Source organism: Nocardioides sp. Z30_9, from assembly GCF_058215735.1.
In genome coordinates, this window is sequence record NZ_JBZAJF010000001.1 from 1,781,461 (window position 1) to 1,793,772 (window position 12,312).

The window sequence follows — 12,312 nt, forward strand, 5'->3', positions numbered from 1 at the left end:
AACTACCGTGCCCATCCCCTTGACTTCTGGCCCCTGAACGCGCCGGTCAGAAGATTCGGTCCCTCCCGACCGCCCGGCCTGCCTGGGCGAAGGAGGCGAGGCTGCCGGGCCCGTTGGTCAGGTAGAAGTTGCAGCTCTTCCCCCGGAAGGTGCCGTTGGCGTCGAAGCGGACCACTGCCTTGAGGTTGGACAGCTGCCGCAGCGTCGCCGGGATGCCGGCGTGCCACTGCTTGGACCGGGTCTGGTTGGCGTTGTCGTACTGGGTGCCGTACTCGCTGAGCAGGAACGGCTTGTGCGCAAGGCCGATCTTCTGCATCCAGCGGTAGGTGGGCCAGACCTTCTGGCCGAACGTCTGCCAGCCCGTGCCGTTGCACCGGTAGAAGTTGTAGGGGTCCCAGCCCACCCAGTTGACGTAGGCGCCACCGGGATAGCCCTGCCGGATCCGGGCGGCGTTGCCCCCGCCGAGGTAGCCGGTGGAGACCCAGGCCCAGGCGACGTTGGAGACCCGGTAGCGGTTGAACACCTTGACGATGTGCCGGTACGCCGCCACATAGTCGGCCATCGAGCCCTTGTCGCGATGGGAGTCGAACTCCGGGTCGAAGGCGATGAACACCGGCCTCTTGTAGGCCTTCACCCGCTTCGCCGCGTTGTTGACGTAGCGGTCGTAGCGCCCGTTGGCGATGGCCCGCCAGGAGAGGTTCCGGTTGGTGTCGGAGACCCGCGCCTGCCAGGAGATGAACAGCTTGCGGCCCTCGGCGCCGAGGCGGCGCTCGTAGACGTCGGGGAACTGTCCCTGGTGGATGTGGTCGGAGAAGTCGTGGTACCTCAGGCTCAGGTCGAACCTGCGGCCCACCTGGGACTCGAGCCGGCGCACGGACGCCTCCGGGCCGCCGTTGCGGATGCTGTAGACCCCCCAGAGGGCGCCGCACTTCGGTGCGAACTTGGCCTTCGCCCCGCACCGGCGCTTCTTCTTCTTGGCCACGTGGACGACGTCGTCCTTGACGACGGCCTTCGAGCCGTCGGTGTCGGGCTGGGGGCCGGGGACGACCGCTTGGGTCGACATCACCAGGGCGGCGACGGCAGATCCGGCGATGAGGATTCTGCCCAGTCGTAGGGTCCGAGACGTGGGGAACATGGTGCTCCTGTCGATGCGAGTCGATCCGAGCCCCCGTTCGAGCAGGCTAACAAAGGAACCGGTTTCCCATCAGTGCCTCCGAAGACCGGATTGCCCGCGCGCCCGGACTGCCTGCTCGTCGCGACAAGCGGTTGAGTCCGCTGTTGCACACAGATCCGTTGTCACCTCTTGACTCGAACATCTGTTCGAATCGAGAATGGGTGCATGACCTCGCTCCTGGACCGCCGGCCTGACAGTGACCACCCGGTCCTGTCCGGGATGGCCGCCCTGGAGGCAGCGCTGGACCAGCTGCTGGCCGGCGCGAAGCAACCGCTCCCGGATGGCGAGTACTCCCTCCTGGTGACCCGGCTGGAGCGGGACAGCCGCCGCCTGGAGGCGGTGAAGCTCAAGGTGATGGGCGCGGCCGACAGAGCCGGGGCTGCAGCGGCCGCGGGGTTCACCGGGACAGAGGCATGGGTGGCCCGGCAGACCACCACCACCCGCGTCGCCGCGGCCCGGGAGGTGGGGATCGCCCGCGAGCTCGCCGGCGGTGGGCACGACACCACTGCTGCGGCTCTCGACGAAGGGACGGTCTCCCCCGCGCACGCCGCGGTGATCCTCCATGCCGCTCGCCAGCTCCCCGGGGGTGTCAGCGCGGAACAGCGCGAGGTCGTGGAGGCGATCCTGGTCGCCAAGGCGCAGCGGTTCGACCCCGACCAGCTGCGCCGCGAGGCCCGCCGTGCGATCGAAGCGATCGAGCCCGACCAGCAGGTCGTCGACGCCCACGAGGACGCACAGCTGCGCACCGAGGAGGAGGCCGCTACGACTGGGACCACCGCCGTGGTCTCGCGTTCGGCGAGCTGCTCGAGCACCTGCCCACCGACCACCTGCACCACAAGACCGCTGCCACCGTGGTGGTCACCATCGACCACACCGTCCTGACCGGGGCGCTGAAGGCGGCCCACCTCGACACCGGCCACCAGCTCAGCGCCGGTGAGGCACGGCGGCTGGCCTGCACCGCAGCGATCCTGCCCGCCGTCCTCGGCGCCGGCTCAGTGGCGCTGGACCTCGGCCGGGAGAGCCGACTGTTCTCCCAGGCACAACGCATCGCCGCCGGGCTGCGCCACGACACCTGCGCGGCCGAGGGCTGTGAACGTCCCTACGCCTGGTGCGAGCTCCACCATGAGCACTCCTGGAGCCACGGCGGCAGGACCGACCTGGCCAACGCGATCCCGTTGTGCCACTGGCACCACCAACGCATCCACGACTCCGGCTACCTCCACCACCGACAAGCCGACGGCACCCTGCGATTCAGCAGACATCGATGAGGTCCCCGGTGTTGTCGGTGCCTGCTGCCACCCTGATGGGCATGGACCTCCTGCTGCCCGTGCTCACCCTGGTCATCGGCATCCTGCTCGGCGCCGTCGCGGTGCTGCTGTGGTCCCGGCGTGCCGGGGACCCCGACGTGCTGCGGGCGCTCGCTGCCCGCGGTGACGACCAGGCCGTGCTCCGGGACGGCCTCGACCGGCTGCACGAGCGGCTGATGGACGTGGAGCAGCAGCGGGCCTCCTGGCAGGGCCAGCTGCGCCAGCAGGTCGCCGACATGCGGCACAGCACCGACCAGCTGCGGCGGGAGACCGGAGCACTGTCCACTGCCCTGCGCAAGCCCCAGGTCAGGGGCCAGTGGGGCGAGCTGCACCTGCGCAAGGCGGTCGAGCTGGCCGGGATGGTGGAGCACTGTGACTTCCAGCAGCAGGTCCACCTGACCCGGGAGGACGGCGCCCTGCGGCCCGACCTCGTGGTGCACCTGGCGGGGGGTCGCTCCGTGGTCGTGGACTCCAAGGTGCCGCTCGACGCCCACCTCGACGCGCTGGCGAGCGAGGACCCCGAGGAGGTCGAGGCCCACCTGCGCCGTCACGTGCGCCAGGTGCGCAGCCACGTCGACGCCCTTTCCGGCAAGGCCTACTGGCGCTCGATGCCCGGCGCCCCCGAGTTTGTGGTGATGTTCGTGCCGGCCGAGTCGTTCCTGGCCGCGGCGCTGGAGACCGACCCCGGCCTGCTGACGTACGCCGCCACGCGGGACGTGGTCATCGCGACCCCCACGACGCTGATCGCACTGCTGCGCACCGTGGCCCACGGGTGGACCACCGAGGCGCTGGCCGAACGCACCCGGGAGATCCACGAGCTCGGCCGCGAGCTGCACACCCGGGTGGGGGTGATGGGCGCCCACCTCGACAAGATCGGCCGCTCGCTGAAGGGAGCCGTCGAGGCGTTCAACAGCGCGGTCGGCTCGATTGAGAGCCGGGTGCTGGTCACCGCCCGCCAGTTCGAGGACATCGGGGTCACCCGCGCCGAGATCGCCCCGGTCCAGCCGGTGACCCAGGCCCCCCGGCCGCTGACGGCGGCCGAGCTGCTGGACGCCGTGGCCGAGCCACGACCGGAGTTCGGGCCCACCACTGACCCGGTGATGGGTGCCGAGACCGGCGAGTCGCGTCGCCCGAGCGCCTGACTGAGCCTACCTTGTCGCTGTGAGCGCACCCACCGTGTGGGAAGAGGGTCGGATGTCAGCCAGCCGCGTCACGCGGTTGGCGGTCCTGCTCGGCCTGGTGGTGCTTGCCATCGACCTGGCTATCTTCGGCCGGCTCACCGTTCTCTTCGACATCGGGTTCGTCCTGATCTGCATCGCCGCGGCGCTCGCGGTCCGTCCGCGGGACTCCTTCCGCGTCGGGGTGCTGCCCCCGCTGCTGATGCTCGGCTTCATCGCCCTGGTGGCCGTCGTCCATCGCGAGTGGATCGCCGACCCCGGTGACGGTCTCGTCCAGGCCGTGGTCTCGGGCCTCGCGCACCAGGCCAGCGGGCTGCTCACCGGCTACCTGCTGGCGCTGACCGTGCTCGGCGTACGCCAGCGGGTGCGCGTCCGGCGGCGGATTCACTCGAAGCGCGTCGGGTCCCCGGCGCCGACCCGTTCGACCACGGGCACCCCTTCGGACAGGTCGACCACGGTGGTGGGCACCGAGCCCGTCTCCCCGGCGTCGATCACCGCGTCCAACCACTGATCCAGCTCGTCCTTGATCTGCCAGCCGTCGGTCATCGGCTCGGCTTCCCCCGGCAGCAGCAGGGTGCTGGACAGCAACGGCTCCCCCAGCTCCTCGAGCAGCGCCTTCACCACCGGGTGGTCGGGGATGCGCACCCCCACGGTGCGCTTCTTGGGGTGCATCAGCCGCTTCGGCACCTCGCTGGTGGCGGGCAGGATGAACGTGTAGGGCCCCGGGGTGGCCGCCTTGACCGCCCGGAAGGCGGCGTTGTTGAGCTGGACCAGCTGACCGAGCTGGGCGAAGTCGCGGCACACCAGCGTGAAGTGGTGCTTGTCGTCGAGGCGACGCAGCCGCTTGATCCGGTCGAGACCGTCGCGGTTCCCCAGCTGCACCCCGAGCGCGTAGCAGGAGTCGGTCGGGTAGGCGACGAGGCCGTCGTTCCGCAGGAGGTCCACGACCTGCGCGATCGCCCGCGGCTGCGGGTCGACCGGGTGGACGTCGTAGTACCTCGCCACGACGCTACTGCCCGCTCTGGGCCAGAGCCGCCTTGCGGATGTCGCGCCGCAGCTCGGGGGGAAGGGCGAAGATCAGCGACTCCTCGGCCGTGTGCACGGCCTGGGCGTCGGGGAAGCCGCGTGCGGTGAGGAAGTCGAGCACGCCGGTGACGAGGTCGTCGGGCACCGAGGCACCGGAGGTCACGCTGATCGAGCGCACCCCGTCGAGCCACGCCTCGTCGATCTCGCTGGCGTCGTCGATGCGGTACGCCGCCCGGGCACCCGCCTCGAGCGCCACCTCCGCCAGCCGCACGGAGTTCGAGGAGTTCGCCGAGCCCACCACGATCACCAGGTCGGCATCGGGACTGATCGCCTTGACGGCCAGCTGCCGGTTCTGGGTGGCGTAGCAGATGTCGTCGCTCGGGGGGTCGAGCAGCAGCGGGAAGCGTTGCCGGATGGCGTCGACGGTGGCCATCGTCTCGTCGACCGACAGCGTCGTCTGGGACAGCCAGGCCACCCTCGCCGGATCCCGCACGACGATGTTGTCCACGTCCTCGGGGCTCTGCACCAGCTGGATGTTCTCCGGCGCCTCGCCGGCGGTCCCCTCGACCTCCTCGTGCCCCTCGTGCCCGATCAGCAAGATGTCGTAGTCGTCGGCGGCGAAGCGCTTGGCCTCGTGGTGGACCTTGGTCACCAGCGGGCAGGTGGCGTCGATCGTCTTCAGGCCGCGCTCGGCAGCCTGGGTGTGCACCAGCGGGGAGACCCCGTGGGCGGAGAACACCACCGTCTTGCCCTCGGGCACCTCGTCGAGCTCCTCGACGAAGATGGCGCCGCGGGCCTCGAGACCGGCCACCACGTGCTTGTTGTGCACGATCTGCTTGCGTACGTAGACGGGGGCTCCGTAGAGGTCGAGCGCCTTCTCCACGGTGATCACGGCACGGTCGACACCGGCGCAGTAGCCCCGCGGAGCGGCCAGCCGGACCGCGCGGTCGGCCTCCTCTGGAGGCAGGAAGCTCGGCGTACCCAGGTCGGTCATGTGCCTCATCGTAGGTCGCTGGCCTTAAGGTCGCCCAATGGCCATGGACACCTCTCCGGAGCATCCGGCCCCCGTCCGCCAGATCACCCAGGCGATCGGGCAGTGGATCGACCGGCTCGGTGCCGTCTGGGTCGAGGGCCAGGTCACCCAGATCTCCCGTCGTGGGGGGATGAACACGGTCTTCCTGACCCTGCGCGACAAGCTCGCCGACATCTCCGTGCAGGTGACCTGCAACCGCGCCGTGGTGGACTCCCTGCCCACGCCGCTGGTGGAGGGCGCTCAGATCGTCTGCCATGCGAAACCGACCTTCTACGCCAACCGCGGCACGCTCTCGCTCGCGGTCCGCGAGATCCGGCTGGTCGGCGAGGGCGAGCTCCTCGCCCGGCTGGAGCGTCGTCGCCAGCTGCTCGCGGCCGAGGGACTCTTCGCCGTCGAGCGCAAGCGCCCCCTGCCCTTCCTGCCGCGCAACGTCGGCCTGGTCACCGCGCAGAACTCGGCCGCCGAGCGCGACGTCCTCGAGACCGGCCGCCGCCGCTGGCCCGGTGTCCGCTTCACGGTGAAGTACGCCGCGATGCAGGGCATGCACGCCGTTCGCGAGGTGATCGCCGCGGTGGAGGTGCTCGATCGCGATCCGTCGGTCGACGTGATCGTGATCGCGCGCGGCGGCGGCTCGGTCGAGGACCTGCTGCCGTTCTCCGACGAGGCCCTGATCAGGGCGGTGTTCGCGGCGACGACGCCGGTCGTCTCGGCGATCGGGCACGAGCCGGACTCCCCGATCCTGGACCTGGTCAGCGACGTCCGCGCCTCGACCCCCACCGACGCCGCCAAGCGGGTGGTGCCCGACGTGGCCGACGAGTCGCAGCGGGTGATGCAGCTGCGTGAGCGTGGCCGGGCAGCGATCAGCAACCTGGTCGCCCGCGAGCTGCACCAGCTGGCCGCCCTGCGGTCGCGCCCGGTCCTGGCCGACCCCCGGACCGGACTCGACGAGCGGATGGCCGAGGTCGAGGCCTACCGCGAGCGGGCCCGGCGTACCTTCCGGCACCGGATCGACCGCGGCGACGACGACCTCGTGCACCAGATCGCCCGGGTGCGTGCACTGTCCCCGCTGGCCACCCTGCGCCGCGGCTACGCGGTGCTCTCCGACGGGCAGGGACAGGCCCTGTCCAGCGTGGCGACCCTCGAGGCCGGCGACACCATCCACATCCGGGTGGCCGACGGCCGCATCGGCGCCACCACCACCTCGGTCGACCAGATCGACCTGATGCCCGACTCCAGCGACGACGAGGACGACCGTGCCTGAACAGCCAAGCGAGACCGAGCTCTCCTACGAGGACGCCCGCGACCAGCTCATCGAGGTGGTGCGCACCCTCGAGCAGGGCGGCACCAGCCTGGCCGAGTCACTTGCCCTGTGGGAGCGGGGCGAGGAGCTGGCCAAGGTGTGCCAGCGCGCGCTGGAAGGGGCCAGGGCACGGCTCGACGAGGCCCTCGAGGAGGACTGACCCGGTCAGTCCGGCTCAGCCTGTGGCGGGCGGCACGCCCACCAGCGAGCCCGCGAGCTCGCGGACCTGCGCCGGCTTCGCTGTTCCCACCACGATCCAGGACTCCGAGGGCCCCGAGCTCTTGCCGCCGCCCGAGGAGCGGGCGACCGCGTAGTCCCCGCCGGCGTCGGTCCAGGTCTGCCAGGTCTCCCCCGCGATGGTGACGTCCTTGCCGCGTTCGGCATCGATGTCGACGTGGTCCTTGACCAGGTCCTCGATGCTCACCCGCGCCTCGTCGACCCCGACGTACTTGCCCTGGCCGGTCAGCATCCCGAGGTGCCAGCTCGGCGACACGCCGCGGGTGTACGTCGCGCTCGTGGCCCGCCATCCCGCCGGCAGCTGCTTCGGTGCCATCACCAGCAGCTGGCCGTCGGCCCTGGCCTGCTTGACCGAGGCCTGGTAGTCGACGGTGCGGACCGGGGTCGGCTCGTTGTCGGTGAACAGCGAGCGGAACGCTGTGAAGGCGAGCACCGCCAGCACCGTCACGAGCAGGGCGGCCAGCAGGCCGCCGTTGGTGCGCGTGTAGCGAGAACCCCCAGCAGATGGGGGTGTGGGGGTGTCCGACTCGCTCATGCGGCCCATCCTGCCAACCCGGTGGGAGGCTACGATCACTGCCATGACCGAGAGCCATGTCCCAGACTCCCTGTCCGTTGCTCCTTCCTTCCCCGACCGCAACCTGGCGCTGGAGCTTGTCCGGGTCACGGAGGCCGCGGCGATGGCTGCGGGCCGCTGGGTGGGCAAGGGCGACAAGAACGGCGCCGACGGGGTCGCGGTGAACGCGATGCGCACGTTGATCTCCACGGTCGGGATGCGCGGCACGGTCGTCATCGGCGAGGGCGAGAAGGACAACGCCCCGATGCTCTACAACGGCGAGGAGGTCGGCGACGGCGACGGGCCGGAGTGCGACGTCGCGGTCGACCCCATCGACGGGACCACGCTCGCGGCCAAGGGGATGGCGAACGCCATCGCGGTGCTGGCCGTCGCTCCCCGTGGCTCGATGTACGACCCCTCAGCGGTGTTCTACATGGAGAAGCTGGTCACCGGGCCCGAGGCCGCGGAGGTCGTCGACATCCGCTACCCCGTGGCCGAGAACATCCACCAGATCGCCAAGGCCAAGGGCACCAAGCCCGAGGACGTCACCGTCGTCGTGCTGGACCGCCCCCGTCACCAGCAGCTCGTCGACGACATCCGCGCCGCCGGCGCCCGGATCAAGTTCATCACCGACGGTGACGTCGCCGGGGCCATCATGGCCGCCCGCGAGGGCACCGGCATCGACCTGCTGATCGGCATCGGCGGCACCCCCGAGGGGATCATCTCCGCGTGCGCGATGAAGTGCCTCGACGGTGTCATCCAGGGCCGGCTGTGGCCCACCGACGACGCGGAGCGGCAGCGCGCCCTCGACGCGGGTCACGACCTCGACCGGGTCCTGTACACCGAGGACCTCGTCTCCGGCGACGACTGCTTCTTCGTCGCCACCGGCATCACGGAGGGCGAGCTGATGCAGGGCGTCCGCTACAAGGCCGGCGGCGCCACCACCCACTCGCTGGTGATGCGCTCGCGCAGCGGCACGATCCGCTCGATCCACTCCGAGCACAAGCTCAGCAAGCTGCGCGCGTACGCCGACGTCGACTACGAACGCTGACCCGCTCCGATGATCGTCGTCGTCGGTGAGGCGCTCGTCGACATCGTGGTCGACCGGGACGGCGACACCAGCGAGTCCCCCGGCGGCTCGCCGCTAAACGTGGCGGTAGGGCTGGGCCGCCTGGAGGTCCCCGCGACCCTGATCAGCCAGGTCGGGCACGACGAGCGCGGCGGGCTGGTGGTGCAGCACGTGACCGCCAGCGGCGCCGAGATCGTCACCGCGCCGACCTCCAGCGCCCGCACCTCCACCGCCACCGCCAACCTCGACGAGCGCGGTGCCGCCAGCTACGACTTCGACCTGGAGTGGTCCCTCCCGACGCAGGTCCTACCGCCCTGCCAGGCCCTCCACGTCGGATCGCTGGGCACGCTACTCGAGCCCGGGCGCGACAGCGTGCTCGACCTGGTCGAGCAGGCCTGTGCCCGCGACGTCTTCGTCAGCTACGACCCGAACCTGCGCGAGACGTTCGTCGACGACCGCGACCGGGTCCGCCGCGAGGTCATCGACCTGGCGGCCCGGTGCACGCTGGTCAAGCTCAGCGACGAGGACGCCGACCTGCTGGCGCCGGGGCTGGACCCCGACGACCTGGCCCGCGAGCTGCTCGGCGGCGAGCGCACCGAGCTCGTGCTGCTCACCCGCGGCGCCGAGGGGGCAACCGCGTTCACCCCCGCGGGCGAGATCAGCGAACGGCCCGGTCCGGTCGAGGTGATCGACACGGTGGGAGCCGGCGACTCCTTCACCGCCGCCACGCTGGCGCAGCTGTGGGACCTCGAGGCGCTCCGGCCCGCGGGCACGCCCCTGGAAGCCGACGCGGTGGCCCGCCTGCTGCGCGGCGCGGTCGAGGTCTCCGCGATCACCTGCCAGCGACGCGGAGCGAACCCACCTCGGCGTCAGGAGCTGCCTGCTGGCTGGCCCGGGTGACCTGCTGGGCCCGGAGCGCCGTGAGCACGTGCGCCATCACGATCGGGTCCACGGCCATCCCGCAGTGGCTGGTGCGCACCTCGACCTGCTTGGCCGCCGGGTCCAGGCAGGCCCGCCAGTCCACGATGCCGTCGCGCTTGCTGTAGATCGCGGTGAACGCGACCTCGGGATCGAGCGCCTCCTGGCTCTCCTCCCAGGACAGCCGCGCGCAGGTGCCACCGAAGCAGTCGGCGCTCATCATGCCGCCGAAGCCCACCCGGGTGAGCTTGGCGAGCATCTGCGCGTCCCAGGCCAGGATCTTGTGGATGGCTCCCGGTGCGAGCACCGGGCTGCCCATGCTGACGATGCCCTCGATCAGGTCGGGGCGCCGCGCGGCGAGGCCGCGGGCCAGCATGCCGCCGAGACTGTGCCCCACGACGGTGACCTTGCGGTCGCGCTTGATCGCGATCGACTCGATCCGCCGCTCGAGCCGGTCGGCCGCCTCGCGGGTGCACCCGACGTTGAGCAGGATCTGCGAGCGGTAGGTGCGGAAGCCCTGGTGGCGCAGGAAGACCGAGAGCCCCTTCAGGGTGCCGTCGAAGGCCATGAACCCCGGGACGAGGAGCACCGGGTCGTGCGGCGCGACCCGGTGGCTGCCGGCGTACGGCAGCAGGTCGCGGGCGCGCCGGTCGCTCCGGGCCTGGCGGAACAGTCGCGCACCCTCGGTGACGGCGCTGGCCTCGCGGGCGAGCGCCCGCAGGCCCTGGGGCCCCTCGAAGCCGGGGGGTGCCAGGAAGGACCCGATCGGAGAGTTCATTTTCTGAAGGTAGCGTTGCTACCGAGCTGTCCAACGTATTTCATTGATTGTTCCCACATTTCGTCACTTTAGGGTCATACATGCCTGTGCCGGTCTCGAAAGAACTGTTCGCTCCAGTCTCCCCCGGGGTGGAACTGTGCTACCAGACCTTCGGTGGTCCCGGCGGTGATCCGCTGGTGCTGGTGATGGGGTTGGGCGGCCCGATGACGTGGTGGGACCACGACCTGTGCACGATGCTCGCCGAGGCGGGATTCCACGTGGTGCGCTACGACAACAGGGACACCGGCCGGTCGACCAAGGTCCGCGGTCGCGTCTCCCGGCGCCAGCTGGTGGAGTCCTTCGTCGGGCGCCGCAGCGGGAAGGTCCCCTACACCTTGAGCGACATGGCAGCCGACGCGTTCGGGCTGATGGACCACCTCGGCTGGGACAGCGCCCACGTCGCGGGCGTGTCGATGGGCGGGATGATCGTGCAGACCATGGCCGTCGACCAGCCGGCCCGGGTGCGCTCACTGACCTCGATCATGTCCACGCTGGGCAAGCGTACCGTGGGCTGGCAGCACCCCTCGCTGCTCCCGATGCTGCTCGCCAACCGTGGAGCCGGCCGCGAGGCCTACGTGAAGACCTCGGCGAAGATGCAGCAGCTGATCGGCTCACCCGGCTACCCACAGACCGAGGAACAGGTGCGGGCGCGGGCGGAGGAGACCTTCAACCGTGGGATCTCGGCCACCGGGGTGATGCGCCAGATGCTGGCGATCCTGAACCAGCCCAACCGTGCCCGTGCGCTGGGATCGATCCGGATCCCCGCGGCGGTCGTGCACGGGTCAGCCGACAAGATGGTGCACCTCTCGGGCGGTCGCGCCACCGCCCGGGCGATCCCCGGGGCCGAGCTGCTGGTCATCGACGGCATGGGCCACGACATGCCGGCCGAGCTGTTCGCGACGTTCACCGAGATCATCCGTCGTACGGCGGACCGGGCGACGCAGCCGGCCAGGACCGACCGCTCGTCCTGAACCCTTAGTCCGGGAAGCTCTCGCCCGAGCTCAGGACCCCAGCATCCGGCGCTTGCGGGTGCCCGGCTGCGGCCGGCGCTGCACCGTGACTCCGCCCATCAGCGCGAACCCGTTGACCCGGACCAGCGGGGAGTCCGGGCCGAGCTCCGGCTCGACCTTGTCGCGTGCCTGGTCGAACGCACCCATGATGCCGACGCCGTTGACCACCACGCGGGTGTGCGCGTCGACGTAGACGTCGATGCCGCCCCAGATCGTGTACGCCTGGATCACCGTCTCCCGGCTGGTGAACTGCGCTTCCCGGAGGTCGATCTCGATCCCGCCCATCAGCGCGAAGGCGGTGTGCGAGGAGCCGACCTCCCACAGCCCCTTGCGCGAGACGCCGCTCATGATGGCGAGCGAGGTGTCGTAGCGCGTCGCGGGGACGCGAGGCACCTCCGGCCGCGGCCTGGCGACGGGTGCACCGGCCTGGGCGTTGAACGGCAGGTCGGCGGTCAGCGGGACCAGGTCGGCATAGGTCTTGGCCCGGTACGCCGCCTCGAGGCGCTCGTCGAGCTCCTCCATGTCGAGGCGCCCCTCCCCGGCAGCCTTCCGCAGCAGCTCGGAGACCTGGTGGCGGTCGGCATCGGAGATGCGCAGTCGCGACCGTTCGTCGTAGGGGTCGAGATGGCTGGGCATGAGCACAGGTTAGACAATCGGGCGAGCGGAGGGCACCGGGGCGAGCAGAACCCT

The 12,312-nt window shown here is 70.8% G+C and carries 14 protein-coding genes and 1 pseudogene; 9 read left to right on the forward strand and 6 right to left on the reverse strand.

Annotated elements, in window-relative coordinates:
* Nucleotides 1–46 precede the first annotated feature (46 nt).
* Nucleotides 47–1,135 (reverse strand): glycoside hydrolase family 26 protein, encoded by a 1,089-nt coding sequence (locus AC4BGB_RS08605; RefSeq protein WP_490546368.1) that lies wholly within the window; start codon nucleotides 1,133–1,135, stop codon nucleotides 47–49.
* A gap of 204 nt (nucleotides 1,136–1,339) precedes the next feature.
* Here AC4BGB_RS08605 and AC4BGB_RS08610 point away from each other — a divergent pair, with 204 nt between their 5' ends.
* The 4 genes and pseudogenes from AC4BGB_RS08610 to AC4BGB_RS08625 all read left to right on the forward strand — a co-directional run.
* Nucleotides 1,340–2,056, forward strand: coding sequence for a DUF222 domain-containing protein (locus tag AC4BGB_RS08610; RefSeq protein WP_490546369.1), 717 nt, complete (start codon nucleotides 1,340–1,342; stop codon nucleotides 2,054–2,056).
* The gene (locus tag AC4BGB_RS08615) at nucleotides 2,026–2,442 is read left to right on the forward strand and encodes an HNH endonuclease signature motif containing protein (protein ID WP_490546370.1); all 417 of its coding nucleotides are present in this window, start codon (nucleotides 2,026–2,028) and stop codon (nucleotides 2,440–2,442) included. The genes AC4BGB_RS08610 and AC4BGB_RS08615 overlap by 31 nt, the downstream gene beginning before the upstream one ends.
* A complete protein-coding gene (locus AC4BGB_RS08620; protein ID WP_490546371.1) occupies nucleotides 2,439–3,623 on the forward strand; it encodes a DNA recombination protein RmuC in 1,185 nt (394 codons plus the stop codon). The genes AC4BGB_RS08615 and AC4BGB_RS08620 overlap by 4 nt, the downstream gene beginning before the upstream one ends.
* A gap of 52 nt (nucleotides 3,624–3,675) precedes the next feature.
* Nucleotides 3,676–4,005 (forward strand): annotated as a pseudogene (locus tag AC4BGB_RS08625) (DUF6542 domain-containing protein); the annotation flags it as partial.
* Between the two features lie 38 nt (nucleotides 4,006–4,043).
* On the opposite strand, the gene AC4BGB_RS08630 reads toward AC4BGB_RS08625, so the two are convergent.
* Together AC4BGB_RS08630 and AC4BGB_RS08635 are read right to left on the reverse strand one after the other, a co-directional pair.
* Nucleotides 4,044–4,664: an L-threonylcarbamoyladenylate synthase gene (locus tag AC4BGB_RS08630; protein ID WP_490546372.1), complete on the reverse strand. Its 621-nt coding sequence runs from the start codon at nucleotides 4,662–4,664 to the stop codon at nucleotides 4,044–4,046.
* A 4-nt stretch (nucleotides 4,665–4,668) separates the two neighbouring features.
* Nucleotides 4,669–5,679: a 4-hydroxy-3-methylbut-2-enyl diphosphate reductase gene (locus tag AC4BGB_RS08635; protein ID WP_490546373.1), complete on the reverse strand. Its 1,011-nt coding sequence runs from the start codon at nucleotides 5,677–5,679 to the stop codon at nucleotides 4,669–4,671.
* A gap of 37 nt (nucleotides 5,680–5,716) precedes the next feature.
* On the opposite strand from AC4BGB_RS08635, the gene xseA reads away from it, so the two are divergent.
* Both xseA and AC4BGB_RS08645 read left to right on the forward strand, forming a co-directional pair.
* Nucleotides 5,717–6,979, forward strand: coding sequence for an exodeoxyribonuclease VII large subunit (gene xseA, locus AC4BGB_RS08640; RefSeq protein WP_490546374.1), 1,263 nt, complete (start codon nucleotides 5,717–5,719; stop codon nucleotides 6,977–6,979).
* Nucleotides 6,972–7,178 (forward strand): exodeoxyribonuclease VII small subunit, encoded by a 207-nt coding sequence (locus tag AC4BGB_RS08645; protein WP_490546375.1) that lies wholly within the window; start codon nucleotides 6,972–6,974, stop codon nucleotides 7,176–7,178. Before xseA ends, AC4BGB_RS08645 begins: the two co-directional genes overlap by 8 nt.
* Nucleotides 7,179–7,193: 15 nt before the next feature.
* Here AC4BGB_RS08645 and AC4BGB_RS08650 read toward each other — a convergent pair whose 3' ends face one another.
* On the reverse strand, nucleotides 7,194–7,790 hold the full coding sequence (locus tag AC4BGB_RS08650) for a DUF4245 family protein (protein WP_490546376.1): 597 nt from the start codon (nucleotides 7,788–7,790) through the stop codon (nucleotides 7,194–7,196).
* A gap of 43 nt (nucleotides 7,791–7,833) precedes the next feature.
* Between AC4BGB_RS08650 and glpX the strand changes: the two genes are divergently transcribed.
* Both glpX and AC4BGB_RS08660 read left to right on the forward strand, forming a co-directional pair.
* Nucleotides 7,834–8,859 (forward strand): class II fructose-bisphosphatase, encoded by a 1,026-nt coding sequence (gene glpX, locus AC4BGB_RS08655; RefSeq protein ID WP_490546377.1) that lies wholly within the window; start codon nucleotides 7,834–7,836, stop codon nucleotides 8,857–8,859.
* A 9-nt stretch (nucleotides 8,860–8,868) separates the two neighbouring features.
* The gene (locus tag AC4BGB_RS08660) at nucleotides 8,869–9,777 is read left to right on the forward strand and encodes a carbohydrate kinase family protein (RefSeq protein WP_490546378.1); all 909 of its coding nucleotides are present in this window, start codon (nucleotides 8,869–8,871) and stop codon (nucleotides 9,775–9,777) included.
* Here AC4BGB_RS08660 and AC4BGB_RS08665 read toward each other — a convergent pair.
* Nucleotides 9,710–10,573 carry an esterase/lipase family protein gene (locus AC4BGB_RS08665; protein ID WP_490546379.1) on the reverse strand — a complete coding sequence of 288 codons (864 nt, stop codon included), beginning with the start codon at nucleotides 10,571–10,573 and terminating at the stop codon, nucleotides 9,710–9,712. The genes AC4BGB_RS08660 and AC4BGB_RS08665 overlap by 68 nt on opposite strands.
* 128 nt (nucleotides 10,574–10,701) lie before the next feature.
* On the opposite strand from AC4BGB_RS08665, the gene AC4BGB_RS08670 reads away from it, so the two are divergent.
* Complete coding sequence (locus tag AC4BGB_RS08670) at nucleotides 10,702–11,583, forward strand: alpha/beta fold hydrolase (protein ID WP_490546380.1); 882 nt, start codon at nucleotides 10,702–10,704, stop codon at nucleotides 11,581–11,583.
* Between the two features lie 30 nt (nucleotides 11,584–11,613).
* Here the strand turns inward: AC4BGB_RS08670 and AC4BGB_RS08675 are convergent, their stop codons facing one another.
* Nucleotides 11,614–12,258, reverse strand: coding sequence for a DUF1707 SHOCT-like domain-containing protein (locus AC4BGB_RS08675; protein WP_490546381.1), 645 nt, complete (start codon nucleotides 12,256–12,258; stop codon nucleotides 11,614–11,616).
* Nucleotides 12,259–12,312: the final 54 nt, after the last annotated feature.